Source organism: Lacrimispora sphenoides (assembly GCF_900105215.1).
Classification (GTDB): domain Bacteria; phylum Bacillota; class Clostridia; order Lachnospirales; family Lachnospiraceae; genus Lacrimispora; species Lacrimispora sphenoides_A.
This window is the reverse complement of sequence record NZ_FOIP01000001.1, coordinates 91,062-109,193: the sequence shown is the minus strand read 5'-3', so window position 1 is coordinate 109,193 and position 18,132 is coordinate 91,062. Positions and strand designations below refer to the sequence as shown.

Sequence of the window (18,132 nt, the reverse complement as noted above, 5' to 3'; positions counted from 1 at the left end):
TTCTCCTTTGGCTTTGTTTGGCTGATTGGCTAGATTGTATCATAAACTGGCGGTAAATTACAAGATTTAGAATAATAAATGCGGTATAATACAAAAAAATGAATAGCAGGTGATTCTCAATGAATAAAGATTATACCAAAACCGTCCATGCCTGTTTCATGAGCTATATCGTGCAGGCGATCATTAACAATTTTGTACCTCTTTTATTTCTTACGTTACAGTCAGAGTATGGCATTTCCTTATCCAGGATTACCATGCTTGTGACTTTTAATTTTGGAATTCAGCTGATCGTGGATTTACTGTCTGCGGGAATCGTCGACCGGGTCGGTTACCGGGCTTCCATGATAACGGCTCATATATTGTCAGCAATAGGTTTGGTGTCCTTAACCATTCTGCCCGGATTGTTTTCGGAGGCCTGGATCGGTCTTTTTGCAGCAGTGGTCATCTACGCAGCGGGAGGCGGCCTTTTGGAGGTTCTGGTCAGCCCCATCGTAGAAGCCTGTCCCACGGATAATAAGGAAAAGGCCATGAGCATGCTTCATTCCTTTTATTGCTGGGGGCATGTGGGAGTAGTCCTGGTGTCCACCATATTTTTCAGTATTGCCGGGCTAAAAAACTGGAGGCTTCTGGCACTTTTCTGGGCACTGATTCCTTTTGTCAACATGTTTTCATTTTTTAAGGTACCCATTGCACCGCTTGTGGAAGAGGAAGAAGGCCTTTCCTTAAAGGGACTCATTAGAAAACGGATATTCTGGGTATTCATGCTTTTAATGGTATGTGCCGGAGCCAGCGAACAGGCAGTAAGCCAGTGGGCATCCGCTTTTGCAGAGAAGGGTCTTGGAGTGAGTAAGTCCATAGGGGACTTAGCAGGTCCCATGCTTTTTGCTACAATGATGGGAATCTCCAGGGCTCTCTATGGAAAGTACGGAGAAAAGGTGAATTTAAAAAAGATGATGATTGCAAGCGGAATCCTATGCATAGGTTCTTATTTTCTGATCTCTCTTTCCCCCTATCCTGCGCTGGGCCTTTTGGGCTGCGGCTTGTGCGGTCTGTCTGTAGGAATCATGTGGCCCGGTTCCTTTAGCATGGCTTCTGCCTCCATACGGGGAGGAGGGACCGCAATGTTTGCATTTCTGGCTCTGGCAGGGGACCTGGGCTGTTCCGGCGGGCCTACCTTTGTAGGTGTTGTATCCGGGTTTTTTGGGAACAACTTAAAAATCGGAATATTAGGGGCTGTCCTGTTCCCAATTATTCTGGTCTTCACCCTGATCTACTTTTACAAAGCTGACAGAAAAACAGAGGGTTTCATGAAAAATAATCAGGAACAAATGAATTGTGACATATAGATGTCGTATTCGGTATGCTATCATCCACTTACCATAGAATGAAATGCCTGACAGATATCCTATTATGCTGCAAAACAGGCAGGAAAGAGGAAAAGAGGTAAGATAAATGGATTTTGAGAGGGTTGAGCTTAAGGAAAAAAAAGTAGTGGGGCTGATGGCCCGGACAAACAATGCATCACCGGACATGGGAAATGTGATCGGCGGTCTTTGGGAAAGCTTTTACGGGAAGGGGGTTTATTCCGCTATTAAAAATAAGAGCAATGATAAAGCCCTGGGGATCTATACGGATTATGTAGAAAATGAATTAGATGATTACAGTGTCATAGTGGCCTGTGAAGTAGAAGCAGCGGATGAGCTCCCGGAAGGCTCGGTGGCAAGGACCATTCCGGTAGGAACGTATGCCAAATTTGTTGTTAGGGGAAACATGATAGAGGCAGTAGCAAAATTCTGGCAGGAGCTTTGGAAGATGGATCTGCCAAGAGCTTTTGTATGCGATTTTGAAGAATATCAGAACGGGGACATGGAAGATGCACTGGTCCATATTTATATCGGTTTAAGGAATTAAGAAAAGAAAAGGAGGGAGCCGCAAGCGGTTTTCCCTCCTATTGTTTTATTAGTAAATGATTTCTTCATATCCTTCTGTGGAAGGAAATACAATGGAAACGGCTTTCCCAGGATTATTATAATCCAGATTCATATTCATGAGCATGCCCAAAGACTCTTCCTCTTCGGTGATGGTCATGTAAATGGAAATGGATTCTTTGGAAAAATAGCCTTCCGGGCTTATGACTGCTTTCCCGTCAATCCGGTCGATCTTATAATTGGAATCAGAAAGAGTCGGCCAAATTTCATCGTAGAAATTGGTGAGATATGTTTCAAGGCCTTCCGCTTTGCTGGAATACATAAGGATTTTATTACCGGCGTCACCGTCTGCAATTTGTACATTATCCAGGAATGCCCCAAACTGTCCGGTCAGTCCTCCCAAAGTGATGTTTCTTGTCATATCTTCATATCCGATGTTCATTTTGTATTTATCATACATTCCCGCATCTAGATAATAGCAGCCCCTGGTGTAGAAGGAAGTCTCTGACGTACTTATCCCCAGCATATCCATAGTAGTCTGGGAAAGAAACTCCATGTTTGGAGTATTTAAGTCATGATATTTAAGCTGCATATTCATGGAGACCGGGATATCCAGCCAGTCATAAGTAAGATTCATCTGGATGTCTGCAGTGATATCCAGGCCGGGCAGCCCGGAACTCTTCTGGTCTGCTTCCTGGTAAAGTTCCATCCCCTTCTGGTTTGTGATCCGCGCGGCAGCAGGATTAGCGGCCTTTTGGCGGATAATGCTCTGATCGGTCCATGCGCCGGATTCATTGACCGTGCTGCCGTCGGGGGCAGTGGTCCCGGTCAGGAGATAACCATTTTCATCAAAATAGTAACATTCTGCCATTCCATCCCCGTCAGAGTCGATCCATTTCCAGGCGGAAGCGGGATAGGACTTATCTCCGTCCTGCCACCACCATCCATGGCTGTCCTGCTTCCAGGCTCCTGCATGGGCGGTCGATGCTATGGATATGGATAGAAGCGATGCGACTGCAAATAATTTTATCATCTTTTTCATGCTGTTTTTATTCCTCCTGCTTGTTATATTCGCCCTTATGGTAAGAAAGGCTTGGACAAAGCTTCCGGGTTATTGCACTTATTTGTCCATTGTACCATAATTTGGTAAATACAACAAGAAAATGCTGTCTCATGTTCCCAACAATGAATTTCTTGTTCCGTACGACATTGATGAATATTTGTCAATGTGGTAAAATATGGAAGAACAAAAGAAAAGGAGAAAGGCAGAATGTACGAGTTTATGAGTAATTTAGAGAACAAACCTCTTTTTGCGGCGTCAGATTAAATCCGCTGAGGTGGGGACAGGTATAATTGGTACTTAATAATTTAAAACATATGGAGGAATTGAGCGTGAATAATGATTTATATGCTGTTTTAGCTGGATTTGGTATTTTACTTTTTGTATTTCTTTTAATTGTTTGTATTTTGCTTTTAGTTTCCAATTGGAAGATTTTTTCGAAAGCCGGTAAGCCGGGCTGGGCGTCATTGATACCATTTTATAATCTTTACATAATGTCTGATATCGCATTTGGAAATTTAAGCTATTTTATTGCAGTTCTGATTACAGGGGGAGTTTCTTTTTTTGGAGGATTTTTAGATAGCAGCATCTTAAGCAGCCTTGCAGGATTGGCTTCGTTTGTTATATATATCATTTATTGCGTTAAGCTTTCTAAAGCATTTGGAAGAAGCGGCGGTTTTGCAGTTGGCTTAGTGCTTTTGCCATTGATATTTTTCCCAATACTGGGACTTGGCAGCGCTGAGTACGCAGGACCTCAATAGAAGGAAAGCGCGAGATAAAACAAGACATGAACAAACAAAAATCTACTAAATATACATTTCTTCTTTGTATCATAGGGCTCATCTTATGTGGAAGTGCCGGCTGTGTGCAGCAGAAAAAAGTACAACCGGAAATTCTCTGGGTCAATGGTACTTATGCTGTTTTAACAGAGCTTAACGGTGGAGATTATACGCTCCTGGGAGGCATGAAAGCGAATGAATTCAATAAACGGCTTGAGCTTGCGTCATTGGAGGAATGGTGGGATGTGACGGACAGAACCAGTGCGGACGAAACCTTAAACTGGCTGCTTAACACAGGGCACCGGACCGACTATGCATCGCTGATGCAGGTGATGGAAGAGGACGATGCTTCGGGACTTGAACGGGAGGAGCTGGCCAAATATCTTAGTGAAATTGTGGGTGACGAAGAGGAAGCTTATTATCTCGTAAACGCGTATGATGACTACGTAAATTACGGAGCAGGGGCCATCGACGGCTGGGATTACTGCCGCGCTGTATCCTTGTGCGGCTGGTATTATATTGCCGGGTTTTATACGGAACAGGAAGCATTGGATAAGTCACTTGAAATAGCACAGATAATTCAAAAAAGGTTTTCATCATGGGATGAGATGATGGACAGTTACTTAAGAGGGTATGAATATTGGTCTTATGAAAGCGGAGATGACCGGCGGGAAGTCTATGAAGATATCAAAACAAGGAATGACAATCCCTATCTGCTGGATTGGAATCTGCCGTTGACATAAGATTAATTAATAAAGGAATTAGCATAAGCTAATTCCTTTATTGTATGCTCATAAACTACGTAGACGATCAAAGTACTATCAATTACTTCCTCAGCAAGTCCTGAAAAGTGCCAATTTATTTTAAGGAGTCTTTCCATTGTTCAAACAGCTCCAGATCAGAAGCCTTGAGCTTTAAATTAGTGGTAAGGGTTTTTCCTTCCGGCGGCGTAATATGGATTTCCACCACGCTTCCTTCTTTCAGAGAGCTTTTTAAGGCTGCTTTCAGGAACAGGGGAAATTTGGGGTGGTTATCTTTAAAAACAGCCCAGGATTCCTTTAACTGCATTAAGTTCATTAAATTCATTTAACAGGTCCTTTCTTTCTTGATTATTAGGCACATCCTAGCATAAATGGAAAAGGGAGTCAATGAGTGAGGATGGAAAGAACGGTCTTTTCTGAGACCTTTTGCCGTGATATAATAAGGACATCAAAGAAAGGAACGCCTATGAAGATTGACAGACTTATTGGAATTTTATCTATCCTGCTTCAAGAGGAAAAGGTAACGGCCTCTTATCTCGCAGAAATCTTTGAGGTTTCAAGAAGGACCATAAACAGGGATGTGGAGGCACTGTTAAGGGCAGGTATTCCCATTGCCACTTCACAGGGGCAGAACGGGGGAATATCTATCATGCCGGCCTACCGGATCGACCGGACCGTGCTGACCTCCTTTGAAATGCAGTCTATACTGACAGGGCTTAGAAGCTTAGACAGCGTGGCAGGGACGAACCGGTACCAGCAGCTCATGAAAAAACTGTCATCAGACCAGGCATCGGTGCAGGTTCCGGAAAGCCACATCATGATCAACCTTTCCTCCTGGTATAAATCCTCCCTGTCCCCTAAGATCGATCTGATCCAGAAAGCCATTGAAGCAGGCCATTCGGTAAAATTCTGTTATTATGCTCCAAGTGGTGAAACAGAGAGAACCATTGACCCTTATCTTTTGGTATTCCAGTGGTCCTCCTGGTATGTGTGGGGATATTGCAGGGACAGGAAAGATTTCCGCATGTTCAAGCTAAACCGGATCCAGGAGCTTTCAGACACCGGGGACCATTATGAAAAGCGTCCCTTACCTCCCATTGAGTACTTTCCGGAAAATCCGTATCCCAATCAATTCCATATCACTGCGGTTTGTGAGCCGGAGATAAAATGGCATCTGATCGAGGAGTATGGAATGAACAGTTTTAAGGAACGGGAGGATGGAAAGCTATTATTTGAGTTTGATTTTTCCAGCAAGGAGAATCTTTTTAGCTGGCTGTTAAGTATGGGTGATCAGATTGAACTTACGGAACCGGCGGAATTCAGAAGGGACATGGCAGAGCTGACCATGGGAATTTATGAGAAATATGCCGGTAAAAGGAAGGACCCTCTCCTTGCAACCCATAGAAAACAAAGCTATAATAAAACATAAATCGACAAAAGCAGGTGAAATTTATGTATATAGCAGATTTACACATCCATTCCCATTATTCCAGAGCGACCAGTAAGGAGTGTTCTCTGGAATATTTGGATTTATGGGCGAGGCGCAAAGGGATCGGCATCCTGGGGACCGGTGATTTTACCCACCAGGCATGGCGTGAGGAATTTAAAGAAAAGCTGATTCCTGCAGAGGAAGGGCTTTACATATTAAAAGAAGAATACCGTATAGACAAGGGAGCTATGTCAGAAGCCATGACTCCCCGGTTCGTGGTCTCCGGAGAGATCAGCTCCATTTATAAGAAAAACGGGAAAGTAAGAAAAGTTCACAGCGTTATATTGCTTCCGGGTATTAAGGAGGCAGAGCTGATTTCAAAAAAGCTGGAGACGATTGGGAACCTTCATTCAGACGGCAGGCCCATATTGGGACTGGATTGTCATGACCTTCTGGAAATATCACTGGAATTATGCCCCAGGGCCATCTATATCCCGGCACATATCTGGACGCCGCATTTCTCGTTGTTTGGGGCATTCTCCGGTTTTGATACGATCGAGGAATGCTTTGAGGATTTAACTCCCCATGTGCATGCATTGGAGACAGGTCTTTCATCCGATCCTTCTATGATATGGCGTTTGTCGGCTCTGGACCGTTTTCAGCTTGTTTCAAACTCTGATGCCCATTCTCCCTCAAAGCTTGGCAGGGAAGCCAATCTTCTGGATATTGACTTGTCCTATACCGGGCTGTGGAATGCCATACAAAAGGGAGAGGGATTAGAGGGAACCGTAGAGTTTTTTCCGGAAGAGGGAAAATATCATTATGATGGCCACCGGAAATGCAATCTCTGCCTCTCTCCGTCAGAAGCGAAACAATATTCCGGCAAGTGCCCGGTATGCGGCCGAAAGCTTACCACAGGCGTGTCCCACCGGATCGAACAGCTGGCTGACCGCAGTGAAGGATTTGTCCTTCCAGGCGGGAGGCCGTTTGAGAATCTGGTCCCTCTTACAGAAGTGATCGCGGCTTCTATCGGATTTACAACCGCAAGTAAGAAAGTCCAAAACCAGTATGAATCCATGATAAGGGATTTAGGACCGGAATTTCATATCCTTCGGGAGCTGCCTTTGGAGGATATCAGGCATGCTTCCGGCAATATGATATCAGAGGGAATCAAGCGGTTAAGAGAGGGCAAGGTTCAGTGCAGTCCCGGATATGATGGGGAATATGGAATCATTCGGCTGTTTGAGCCGGAGGAGATTGTCAAGAGGAGAAACAGCAGCCGAACCTGAAAAGGAAAGCAGATATTATACAGTGACGGAAGGTTGGGAAATACGTATGAAAAAGAAAGATGTCAGTTATATACTTGAAAAATTGGACCAGGTTTACGGTGTGACAAAGGAAGGGTTCTACCATCAGCAGCCATGGCAGCTACTGGCGGCTATCATGCTCAGCGCCCAAAGCACAGACAAACAAGTGGAAGAGGTGCTTCCCCAGCTGTTTTGGCGTTATCAGACCGTGGAGCAGATGGCAGAAGCGCCGCTGGAAGAAATCGAGGATTCCATACGATCCATTGGGCTTTATAAAAATAAAGCGAAGAATTTAAAAAAATGCTGCAGTCAAATCGCAGAGGAATATGGAGGCGAGGTCCCAAAGGATATAGAAGGGGTCTTAAATCTGGCAGGAGTGGGCAGAAAAACCGCCACCTTATTTCTGGCAGATGCTTACGGAATTCCTGGGGTCACTGTGGATACCCATGTATTTCGCATTGCCAGGCGGATGGGCTGGGCCTCCGGGAAAAATCCGGCGGAGGTGGAAGTGGAATTGCAACGGATACTGCCAAAGGACCACTGGAACCGGATCAATTTTCAGCTGATATATCATGGCAGGGCAATCTGCACGGCAAGGAAGGCAAAGTGCGGGGAATGCATGTTAAAGGAATGGTGCGGGCAGATAATGGATAAAGAAGAAAAAGGAGATATAATAATATCATGAAGCTAATGTTTAAGCAGCGATTTTTTTCCTGGTTTGACAGCTACGACATCTATGATGAAAATGGAGCTACCATATATACAGTCTGCGGAAGGCCCGCCTGGGGCCACAAGCTGGAAATTTATGACAACAACGATAATCACCTTGCCACCTTAAGAGAGCAGGTGCTGACCTTTCTGCCCCGGTTTGACATCCAGATCGGCGGACAAACGGCGGGAACTATCACCAAGGATTTTACTTTTTTCAAACCCTCTTTTTCCGTTGACTGCAATGGGTGGCATGTGGAAGGCAGCTTCCTGGAATGGGATTACCGTATTCTTTCCCAGACGGGCAGCGTTGTGGCCCGGATTGAAAAGCAGCTTTTTCATTTTACCGATACCTACTTGATCGACGTGACCGACGGACAGGACAGTCTTTTGGCACTTATGGTGGTCCTTGCCATTGATGCGATCAAATGCAGCCAGAACAAAGGTTAAATAGAAAATCATGAAATAAAACAGCCACCATGACGGATTCCTGGAACCGGCATGGTGGCTGTTTTATTTTTATACGTAATCCAGTTATGCTATCGTGTAGTTTACTTAAAAAGTTCTGAAAGCGGCCCCGACTTGGAGGAGTTCATCCAAAGCGGGGCCGTTTTTTATGCGCACATATGCCGGTCACGTGATAGGAAGACGATCTTTGTCATATCTCAGGAGCTTTGTCAAGCCTCCTATTGATGTATCAGCAAAACTTATACTCAAAAGGAGGAAATTCAGGACAATAATCTCGAGTTTTGGAACATTTTAAAAGACTTTTCAAATGAAAAATATTAATAATATATAATAAAATTTCTGGCTTATCTAAGATCCGTCTAAGCGGAGAGAAACATGGGGATGAATTGAGTGGCTTTTTCAAGGCTCGTATTACTAAGGATAAGAGGAAGCAGGTTCAAGCAAAAACATGGAAAGATTAAGAAAAAAATATCAGCCGAAACATGCTGCATCAATGGACTATATCAACCGGTCATTCTGGTTCCCGCTAATAAAAAGTGCAGTAATTGCGGTAGCGGCTGCGTTGATTTTTAATATGATGTTTGGCATTGGGGTTGTATCAGGGACATCGATGGAGCCGGCCCTTTATGATGAAGACATAATTGTATTCTGGAAACATTCCAGTTCATATGAAAAAGGAGATATTGTTTTTATTAAGGCGCATGGGCGGGAAGATTATGTTAAGCGTATCTGCGGTATTCCCGGTGATGTAATGGGATTTGATGATGATAACGGGCTTTTTCTTGTAAATGGAGAGGTGCAAAAGGAATCGTTTATCTATGAAAAGACTTATGGAAAGACGAAAGTCGATTATCCGCTCGCACTTTTTGAAAATCAGTATTTTGTTATGGGAGATCACCGAAGCGATTCACTGGACTCCCGTAACTATGGCGCGGTAAGTAAAGAACAGATTCACGGGAAAGCGTTCCTTATTTTTCGTGGTGGACTATAGATATATAAAATTAAAAGAAGAGGTAAAGTATGAGAAAAAGAAGCAGTAGGCGCATTGCCCTTTCTCTATTGCTAATAGGATTGTTGTTAGCGGGATTGCTGCCTGTTGCAGGAATCGCGCAGAATGACAGTGAAAAAGAAGTGATCGTGTCCTTTGACATGCCTGTAACGGAACTGATTGTACCATTAGGTACGAAAATCGCAGACATTCCATTGCCTGAAACCCTGGTGGCAACGCTGGAGGGAGACGCTGTTGCAGACATACCCGTAATCTGGGAAGCTGACGGGTATCATCAGGAGGCCGCAGGGACGTATTTGTTTACCGCCGATATCGGGACCTGGGTTTATCCACAAGCCCGTCCTGTTGCTGTTGTAACAGTAGTTCATCCAGGCAGGCATATCAGCGGAAAGCTGTGGTTGGATAAAAACGGCGACGGTATAAGGGATGTGGGTGAAACCGACATTGCCGGATACCCCGTCACGCTCTATGCGGAGGACGACTTGAATACCGAGGTTCAGACCACCTTAACCAAAACGGATGGTGCATACCGGTTTGAGGGCATGGAACCCGGCAGCTATGTGGTAAATGTTTCCGCCGAAACCATTGGCGGAACGGAATATCTGCTGCCACTGACTATTGAAAATGACAACAAATTTGCGATGGATGAGGAAGCCGCGGCCTCATGGACCGACCCGCTGGAGATTGCGGAGGACACGGCGGTTACCGGCATCGACGCAGGTATGCGTCTGCCGGAGGGCATCAAGCCGTTTTTGGAAGTAACGGTCTATGATTTTTCATCGATACAAATGCTCATTAACTATAACCAAGTACAGTCAGGGGACACCATAGTTATTGCTGATGGTGCGAACATTGTATTTACCAGTTCACTAACGATTAATAAAAATCTAACATTTAAGGCCTCGGATTTAGGAACCGTCACCTTTACATCCAAGAGTCAGCGCCATTTCATTATTCCCTCGGGCAGCAATGCCGAGCTTACGTTTGAAAACGTCATACTGGACGGCGGCGGTACAGGCGGCGGGATTGAGGTCAAAACGGGAGCAGCCTTTACGCTAAGAGACGCAAATATACAAAAGTGCACGGCGGAAAATGGCGGCGCTGTTTATGCCCTGGACAGCAGTCGCGTCACGATTGCTGACAGTATGATCACCAGCAATACTGCGACAAAGGGCAAGGGCGGCGGTGTCTGTGGAAAAAGCTCCCAAATTACGATTAGCGGCAGCACAATATCCGGGAATAAGGCCGAGGGTACCACCATCGCTTACGGAGGCGGATTATATGCCGAGAATAATAGCGTAGTCAAGATACAGAATGACAGCGCTGTTTTTGAGAATACGTCCAGAAATTACGGTGGCGGCCTCAGTATCTATAATGGTGGTTCGCTCACTGTAGAGGGCAGTAATATCAATAATAATAAGGCGAATGGCGACCCCAACGGAGGCGGAGGCGGTATATTTGTCGATGATAGCGTGGCCGTGGTACGAGATGGCAGTATGATTTCAGAAAATGCTTCGGCCTACTGCGGCGGTGGCGTGTATGTCTATGCAGGTGTCTCTGGCAGTTCGTCCCTAACTGTTCAGGGCAGCACAATCTCTGAGAATAACGGGGGAAGTCTGGGTGGTGGGATTATGGCTTATAGGGAGGGGGCACAAATTGTCGTTGACAACAGCACTATATCCGGCAATAGGGCGGCCTACAACGGTGGCGGTCTTTGTACCCCGGAAGGAAGCACGGTCACCATCAAGGGCAGCAGCGTTGTTTCGGACAATCGCGCAGACAGAGGGGGCGGTATGTACGCCAATATCAAAAGTGTAATCAAGGTGAACAGCAACAGTAATATAATGAACAATGCTGCAAGCTCTTATGGTGGCGGTATTTATGCTGGAGGTGCCAGCAAGGTTACCGTGGATGGCAGCACCATCTCCGGTAATTCCTCGGTCATCACAGGCGGTGGTATTTACTTTTCAGGCAGCAGCGTCACCGTTAATAGCAGTATGATCTCTGACAATAAGGCGGCGGAGTATGGCGGTGGTATTTATAGCATTGGCGGCACGCTTACCGTCAGTGGTGACAGTAAAATCAGAGTTAACAAGGCTAACAACAGCGGCGGAGGTGTGCATGTAACCTCCAACACCGTCTTCATCATGGAGGGGGGCGACTTCACCGGCAATATAGCCTCTGGCGGCAATGGCGGCGGTATTTTTGCTGATAGCAGCACAGTCACCATTAAAAACGGAAAAATATCTGACAATACAGCAGTAAATAATGGCGGCGGTATCTACACCAACGACCTTACTAAACTGTCTGTCTTGAATACGGTTAAATTCAGTGGAAATACAGCGTGGGCAGATGCCGAACCACTCCCGGATATGGTGACCAGACACCCCCAAATATCGGCTGCCGGAAGCAGCGTCTATGACCACCCGCTCAACAACTTCGATATCAACGTGCTAATCGTGAAGGTTTATTATATAGACCGGGGCGGGAGCCCCATAGACGGATTAAATCCGGTTGCATACGCCGCAGTTTCGGGCGAGTCATTTGCACTCCCGGATGAAAGGATTCCGTCCGTCTCAGGCTATGTGTTCATGGATTGGAAGGAGCACTTAAATGGAGAGTGGAAAGGAAATACCTCGGTCCAGCTGGCTAACGTGGTGGGCGATACGGATATTTATCTGGCATACGAAATGAGAAATATCACGGTATCCCAGAAGGTCATCGGTGATTATGCCGACAAGACAAGGGACTTTCTGTTTACAATATACTTTTTAGACGGCGGAGGGGTTCCACTTGCCGAAGGGACCCAATTGCAATATACAGGTGGAATCTTGTCCGGATCAGAAGCAGAGGCACCGGCCGCTGGAACGTTAACGCTTAATGAGGCTGGAAAAGCCACTTTCATGCTGAAACACGGCCAGCAGATCACCATTATGGCGGTACCACAGGGCAGTCTCCGTGTGACAGAAGCTGGCGATTCCAATTATAGGGTGTCTTTTGTGGACAGCTTAGGTCAGGTAACAGACAGTTCGGATACCGGTCAGGTCAGCTTGGTTGAAATAAATAGCCGGTTTGATTTCATCAATACAAGAAATGAGGAGGTACCAGCCGGTGTCCTGACAGGAAGCATTCAGGGTCCTATCCTTTTGGGGCTGTCCATGCTTCTGCTGATGGGGATTGCCGGTGCCGGTATGATTCATTCCCGCAGAAAGCGGGGTTTGTGATATGGCTGAAATACAAATACAAGAAGAAAATAAAGCAGCAGGTAAAAATCACAAATCTCCGGAAGAATTCTCCCTTGGAGTGGATATTCTATTTCTTCTGGAAAAAATTGCAGGGATTATTCTTGCTTTCCTTTTGGTATTCACGTTTCTGTTTGGGCTTTGCCGTAATCTGGATGCCTCCATGGGCCCGTCCGTTAAAGACGGAGACTTGGTGATGTTCTACCGTCTGGACAAAAACTATATAGCCCGTGATACTCTTGTGCTGGAATTTAAAGGACAGAAGCAGGTACGCCGGGTGGTTGCCACAGCAGGTGATACCGTGGATATTACGGAGGAAGGGCTGCTGGTCAACGGTGCACTTCAGCAGGAACCGGAGATCTATTCACCTACCCAGAGATATGAAAGTGGTGCAGAATTTCCCCTTACAGTGAAAGAAGGGGAAGTGTTCGTTCTTGGAGACAGTCGGTTAAACGCCACGGACAGCCGCATTTACGGAGCGGTGAAGGTGAAAGACACACTGGGGAAAGTGATGACGGTTCTCAGACGGAGAAATATATAAATATGAGGCATTTATCATTTAAATCAAAAAAATCAGCCATGTTTGATCTTTAGGTACAGGACGGCAAAATAACCGGAAATCTTGTAATCTATATTCAAAATAAGAAAATAAATTAAAAAGGAGTGTAAGACCATGAAAAAAAGATTAAAAGAATTACGAAGGAGACTGCCGGCTATAGTGCTTGCTGTAGTTATGTGCATGGGAACTGCTGCATCTGCATTTGCAGCCGGTGATCCGATCCTTGGTACAGAAGCTGCGCCTGCACGGGCTGCAATTACGAAAAAACTAACCATGCCCATAGGTACTCCAACACCTGGTGCAACGTTTACTTTCCATGTTCAGCCGATAAGCGTCGATGAAAGAATTACTACGTCGGATTTAGCCACAATGCCGGCCCTTGGCGATGTGACCATTGCATTCAATGCCAGCGATACCGGTGCCAATGATCCCAACACAAAGACCATAGTAAAGCAAACAGGCAATCTGTTTTCCGGCATTAACTTCCCGCATGCGGGTGTATATGTATACAAGGTTACAGAGGATCAAACGGTGTCAGGCTATGTACCCTCCGCTAACGAAGCTTATATGTTTTCTCCTGCAGAGTATACGTTAACAGTCTATGTAAAAAATGGCATAAACGGTCTGTACGTGGCTGCTGTTGCTTCACGCATTGCAGTGCTTGACAGCAGTAACGGCAACTCTGTAGTGGGTGATAAGGTGGACCCGACTCCGGATGGTGATCCTGGCATTGAAGGCGACTACAGCAAAATGATCTTTACCAACATCTATTCCAAAACTGCTGGCGGCGTTGACTCAACAGATCCAACTGACAAGGCCCTCACGATAAGCAAGGATGTTACCGGGGATTATGCCGATAAGACCAAATATTTTACTTTTGATGTGGTTGCGAAGAAGCCGGACGTAATACCAGGCGCTGTTACATATATGGCATATGTTTTGGATGAATCCGGTAACATTGTTACTTCACCAGAAAACTATGCGACACTGCAAACAGATGGTAATAACAAATATTATATTAGTTTTCCTGCAGGAACCTCTATGACTGTTAATCTCAAACACGGACAGAGGCTGGCATTCACGGATCTTCATATTGGTGCAAGCTATGATGTGACAGAAGCGGCAGTGCTAAATTATATAGCATCATTGGAGTACGTGGTAAATGGGGGAACTCCGGAGTCAGCAAACAATACTGTAGCTAATGTACAGCTAGGTATTAACAACAAATTTATTGGAGTAAACCAAAACAGTGCGGCATTTACCAATGCTTACCAGACCATTACCCCTACAGGCGTAGTCATTAACAACCTTCCCTTTGTTATGATCTTGATTCTGGCAGCAGGGTCATTCATGGCATTTATAGTAGTAAAATCCCGTAAAAAACACAGCCGTATTTAAACTTTATAGATCTTAACAAGCATTTAAAGATACCGGAAAGAGGGCTCATATGAACGAAACAGCATTAAAAAAAGCAGGCAGAATTGTAGTAAGAATCGTAAACAGTATCGTGGACTTTATGGTACTGACTGTTATTCTCCTGCTGGTAGCTGTAGCTGTCTATTCCATATGGGACTCTGACAAGGTATATCGGGCAGCGGCCGCTTCCCAATACTCAGTCTATAAACCGGATACAGCAGAAGGCGGTCAGTCATTTGAACAGCTTAAGGAGCTTAATCCGGAGGTGTTTGGCTGGCTCACGGTTTATGGCACGAATATCGACTATCCGGTAACACAGGGAAAGGACAACTGGAAATATGTAAATACCAATGCATTAGGAGAGTATTCCCTTTCAGGAGCTATTTTTTTAGATTATACCAACCGCAAGGACTTTCAGGATTTTAATAGTATTTTGTATGGTCATCACATGGAAAAACAAACTATGTTTGGAGAACTTGGCTCATTCAGTGACAAAAGTTTTTTTGAAGGTCATGAATATGGAAATCTGTATTATGACGGGAAAGACCACGGACTGGAATTCTTTGCTTTTATTAAAACGGATGCTTATGACGGAAGTATATTTACACCCAACGTCCAGGGCAAAGAGGCGCAGCAGGCGTATTTAAAATCCCTGTTGGATAAGGCGGTATATACCCGCGAAATTGGGGTAACGGAAGAGGATCGTATTCTGCTTCTGACTACATGTTCTACGGATGCGACCAATGGGAGAGATATCCTGGCGGCAAGGATTACAAAAGAATGTTATAGCAATCCATTTGATGAGGAAAAATCAAGCAATGCAAACACAGTATCAGTGGACCGTCAAGCCGGCCAATGGGAAAGCCTTCCCCGGTGGCTGCAAATCGTGCTTCCGGTTATTCTGCTGATCCTGTTTATGATTGCAGTTTATTATAAAGGAAGAGGAAAAAGAAGGAATCACGAAAAGGAGTAACGAAAATATGAACTCAAATAATAAAGTGCAGAATAAATGGATTACTGTGCTACGTCTGCTTCTCTTCTGCCTTTTGGTCATAGGATTCCCCTTGAATGTTTACGCAGAAGCGGATTCGGTTGCCGTCACGTTATATGTAGAACAGGTTTTTATAAAAAACAGTTCGGCTTCCGGTGTAAATCATGTATTTTCGTATGATCTCATTTCTCTGGATACGGGAAATCCCATGCCGCAGGGTAGTTTAAACAGCATCTATTCCTTTACAGCCGCCGGGACAGGTGTGAAAGATATTGGTCCCATCACCTTTTCCAACACTGGCATATACCGTTACGAAATCAAGGGGAATCAATCAGTCCCGGCAAGAGGATATTCTTATGATACACAGGTCTATTCCGTCACTGTCTATGTGAAGCAGACGGGGGTGAACCTTTCGGCTGAGATCGTAGTAAAAAAAAGTGATGGCAGCAAAGCGGGCAGCATTCGATTTGAAAACGTTTATACTCCCCTTTCAAGCGATCCTGAGATCATGGTGGACCCGCCGGTGAAAAAAACGGTATCCGGTAACCCGTTCACTGCCTCCAGTTTTACATTTTCATTAATTGCCCAGGATAAGGCAAATCCCATGCCAGAGGGAAGCGCAGATGGTATCAAGCACATAACTATTTACGGATCCGGAGAAGAGGATTTCGGTACATGGATATATACTCGGGAAGGTACCTATTTCTATACTATCTCGGAAGTGATTCTTTCGGATACAAGATATGTTTACGACCGTTCCGTATACACAATCACCGATGTGGTAAAAGACATAAACGGTAAGCTTGTGGTTACACGGACAGTGACAAATGATGCTTACAAACAGGTGGAGTCCTGCATTTTTATCAATAAGTATATCGGTGGAGGCGGAAGCAGTGGGAGCGGCGGAACAGGAAGCAGCGGAGAACCCGGCAGGCCCGGCGTGTCAGTGAGTAGTAATGGACCTGGAGTATCAGGAAATGGTGGAGGCTCCGGCCCTGTTGGCGGGCTTGGACCAAATGGCGGACCTGACTTCGGAACCGTCTTCGATAACAGCCCCGGAAGTGCGGCAGGAGGCGGCAGCAATGCTGCCGGCGTAATAAGCGTACCCAAAACCGGTGATGAAATCAACTACCAACTATATGAGGGAATGCTTTGGGTTGCTTCTGTTGTAGCGACTGGCTCAATGATTTACCTCATTCTTGCTGCCAAACGAAAAAAAACCTCAGAAAAATGACAGGTGAAGCATGAATAAAAGGCAAAAGATCATTACAACAGCAGTATGGTTCCTTCTGATTGGCTCAATCTGCGTCATCATATTTTCTGGGTATAAGCTTAAAAAAAGTCTGCTGATTTATGAAGCAGGGAATCAAAGTTATGAGACTCTAAAGGAGCAGGTCCGTCGTCGGGAAAGCGGCGGTGAGTCCGGAGGGGAGCTGCCGTCGGGCAGTGTACCGCCGGTCTTCATCGATTTTGAAGGGTTAAAAGAGATCAATTCTGACGCGGCCGCATGGCTGTACTGTCCAGGTACTGTAATAGATTATCCGGTAATGCATGCATACGATTACGACTGGTATCTCCATCATCTCCCGGATGGCTCTGATAATGCCAACGGGACATTATTTCTTGATTACAACTGCCCAGAGGATTTTCTCGGGGGTTTAAGTATCATATATGGACATCATATGAAATCCGGCAGGATGTTTGGTTCCCTGATAGGATACAAGAAGCAGGATTATTTTGATGAACATCCTTATATGTTTCTATACACAGAGAAGGGAAATTATCGGATCGATTTTAAATATGGCTGCGTCATCAGTGCAGGAGAATGGCGCGACAGGGCGTTTATGTATGAGGTGAATTTGGATGCGTTGTTAGCTTACGCTTCAACGAAAACGACGTTTAAAAGTGCCGCAGAATATGGAGATGACGATAGATTCCTTGTGCTTTCCACCTGCAGCTATGAATTTGACGACGCCCGGTATATCGTAATCGGTGTTATGCGGCCAGAATCAGGAAACAGTGAGGCAGAGGAGAGGAGTGAAATATGATATTAACGAAAGAAACGATCGATATGGTGAAGCTGACAAAAAGGTTCGGGAAATGCTATGATGCTCAGGAAGTGGATAGCCTTCTTGATGAGATTGGGGAAGCAGCTGAAAGGCAGTGCAAGGAACTGGAACAGCTTCGCAGCGTCCGCGCGGAATATTACCAGATGAAGAATCAGATTTCAGAAGCTCTTTTGGCTGCCCAGCAGACAGCGAAGGAAATGCTTAAGCAGACCTGGAGTAAATGCGATAACGAACTGACGGCGCTGCAGCAGCAGAAAATCACGCTGCAGCAGGAGATATCCAGTCTTGAAAGGTATAAGATTCTGGAAATTGAGAAGATCAGAAGGGACTTAGAAAAACTGCTGGGAGATTCAATATCAGAAAAGGCGTCTGAGAGGGAGGCGGCTATATCAAAATAAGGAGGAGT

Annotated in this window: 17 protein-coding genes and 1 pseudogene; 16 read left to right on the top strand and 2 right to left on the bottom strand. The window is 45.3% G+C overall.

The genetic code is table 11. The features are described from left to right. The first annotated feature begins 119 nt into the window (after window positions 1-119). Together BMW45_RS00520 and BMW45_RS00515 are read left to right on the top strand one after the other, a co-directional pair. Complete coding sequence (locus tag BMW45_RS00520) at window positions 120-1,346, top strand: MFS transporter (RefSeq protein WP_092240087.1); 1,227 nt, start codon at window positions 120-122, stop codon at window positions 1,344-1,346. Window positions 1,347-1,452: 106 nt separating this feature from the next. Continuing rightward, on the top strand, window positions 1,453-1,911 hold the full coding sequence (locus BMW45_RS00515; protein ID WP_092240086.1) for a GyrI-like domain-containing protein: 459 nt from the start codon (window positions 1,453-1,455) through the stop codon (window positions 1,909-1,911). A 48-nt stretch (window positions 1,912-1,959) separates the two neighbouring features. On the opposite strand, the gene BMW45_RS00510 is transcribed toward BMW45_RS00515, so the two are convergent. Beyond that, the gene (locus BMW45_RS00510; protein WP_092240085.1) at window positions 1,960-2,970 is read right to left on the bottom strand and encodes a hypothetical protein; all 1,011 of its coding nucleotides are present in this window, start codon (window positions 2,968-2,970) and stop codon (window positions 1,960-1,962) included. A 350-nt stretch (window positions 2,971-3,320) separates the two neighbouring features. Here BMW45_RS00510 and BMW45_RS00505 point away from each other — a divergent pair, with 350 nt between their 5' ends. Together BMW45_RS00505 and BMW45_RS00500 are read left to right on the top strand one after the other, a co-directional pair. Continuing rightward, window positions 3,321-3,749: a DUF5684 domain-containing protein gene (locus BMW45_RS00505; protein ID WP_207649040.1), complete on the top strand. Its 429-nt coding sequence runs from the start codon at window positions 3,321-3,323 to the stop codon at window positions 3,747-3,749. 104 nt (window positions 3,750-3,853) lie between these two features. Continuing rightward, a complete protein-coding gene (locus BMW45_RS00500) occupies window positions 3,854-4,510 on the top strand; it encodes a DUF1266 domain-containing protein (RefSeq protein ID WP_166433254.1) in 657 nt (218 codons plus the stop codon). 115 nt (window positions 4,511-4,625) lie between these two features. On the opposite strand, the gene BMW45_RS00495 is transcribed toward BMW45_RS00500, so the two are convergent. Beyond that, the gene (locus BMW45_RS00495; protein WP_025231775.1) at window positions 4,626-4,853 is read right to left on the bottom strand and encodes a hypothetical protein; all 228 of its coding nucleotides are present in this window, start codon (window positions 4,851-4,853) and stop codon (window positions 4,626-4,628) included. A gap of 141 nt (window positions 4,854-4,994) precedes the next feature. Between BMW45_RS00495 and BMW45_RS00490 the strand changes: the two genes are divergently transcribed. The 12 genes and pseudogenes from BMW45_RS00490 (at window position 4,995) to BMW45_RS00435 (ending at window position 18,124) form a co-directional block, all read left to right on the top strand. Continuing rightward, window positions 4,995-5,957 (top strand): helix-turn-helix transcriptional regulator, encoded by a 963-nt coding sequence (locus BMW45_RS00490; protein ID WP_092246043.1) that lies wholly within the window; start codon window positions 4,995-4,997, stop codon window positions 5,955-5,957. A 23-nt stretch (window positions 5,958-5,980) separates the two neighbouring features. Continuing rightward, window positions 5,981-7,216, top strand: a pseudogene (locus BMW45_RS00485) (endonuclease Q family protein); the annotation flags it as partial. Window positions 7,217-7,292: 76 nt separating this feature from the next. Continuing rightward, window positions 7,293-7,949, top strand: a complete 657-nt coding sequence (gene nth / locus BMW45_RS00480) for an endonuclease III (RefSeq protein WP_092246040.1) — start codon at window positions 7,293-7,295, stop codon at window positions 7,947-7,949. Continuing rightward, a complete protein-coding gene (locus tag BMW45_RS00475) occupies window positions 7,946-8,422 on the top strand; it encodes an LURP-one-related/scramblase family protein (protein ID WP_092240082.1) in 477 nt (158 codons plus the stop codon). The genes nth and BMW45_RS00475 overlap by 4 nt, the downstream gene beginning before the upstream one ends. Window positions 8,423-8,888: 466 nt before the next feature. After that, entirely contained in the window at window positions 8,889-9,431 is a 543-nt protein-coding gene (gene lepB / locus BMW45_RS00470) for a signal peptidase I (RefSeq protein ID WP_092240081.1), read from the top strand. Between the two features lie 29 nt (window positions 9,432-9,460). Beyond that, on the top strand, window positions 9,461-12,673 hold the full coding sequence (locus tag BMW45_RS00465; RefSeq protein WP_092240080.1) for a right-handed parallel beta-helix repeat-containing protein: 3,213 nt from the start codon (window positions 9,461-9,463) through the stop codon (window positions 12,671-12,673). 1 nt (window position 12,674) lies between these two features. Further along, window positions 12,675-13,232 carry a signal peptidase I gene (gene lepB / locus BMW45_RS00460; protein ID WP_092240079.1) on the top strand — a complete coding sequence of 186 codons (558 nt, stop codon included), beginning with the start codon at window positions 12,675-12,677 and terminating at the stop codon, window positions 13,230-13,232. Between the two features lie 132 nt (window positions 13,233-13,364). Then, window positions 13,365-14,648, top strand: a complete 1,284-nt coding sequence (locus BMW45_RS00455) for a DUF7601 domain-containing protein (protein WP_092240078.1) — start codon at window positions 13,365-13,367, stop codon at window positions 14,646-14,648. Between the two features lie 49 nt (window positions 14,649-14,697). Beyond that, window positions 14,698-15,639, top strand: coding sequence for a class B sortase (gene srtB, locus BMW45_RS00450; protein WP_092240077.1), 942 nt, complete (start codon window positions 14,698-14,700; stop codon window positions 15,637-15,639). Between the two features lie 7 nt (window positions 15,640-15,646). Next, window positions 15,647-16,891, top strand: coding sequence for a Spy0128 family protein (locus BMW45_RS00445; protein WP_092240076.1), 1,245 nt, complete (start codon window positions 15,647-15,649; stop codon window positions 16,889-16,891). Between the two features lie 10 nt (window positions 16,892-16,901). Continuing rightward, entirely contained in the window at window positions 16,902-17,705 is an 804-nt protein-coding gene (locus BMW45_RS00440; protein ID WP_092240075.1) for a class B sortase, read from the top strand. Next, complete coding sequence (locus BMW45_RS00435) at window positions 17,702-18,124, top strand: DivIVA domain-containing protein (protein ID WP_092240074.1); 423 nt, start codon at window positions 17,702-17,704, stop codon at window positions 18,122-18,124. The genes BMW45_RS00440 and BMW45_RS00435 overlap by 4 nt, the downstream gene beginning before the upstream one ends. Window positions 18,125-18,132 lie beyond the last annotated feature (8 nt).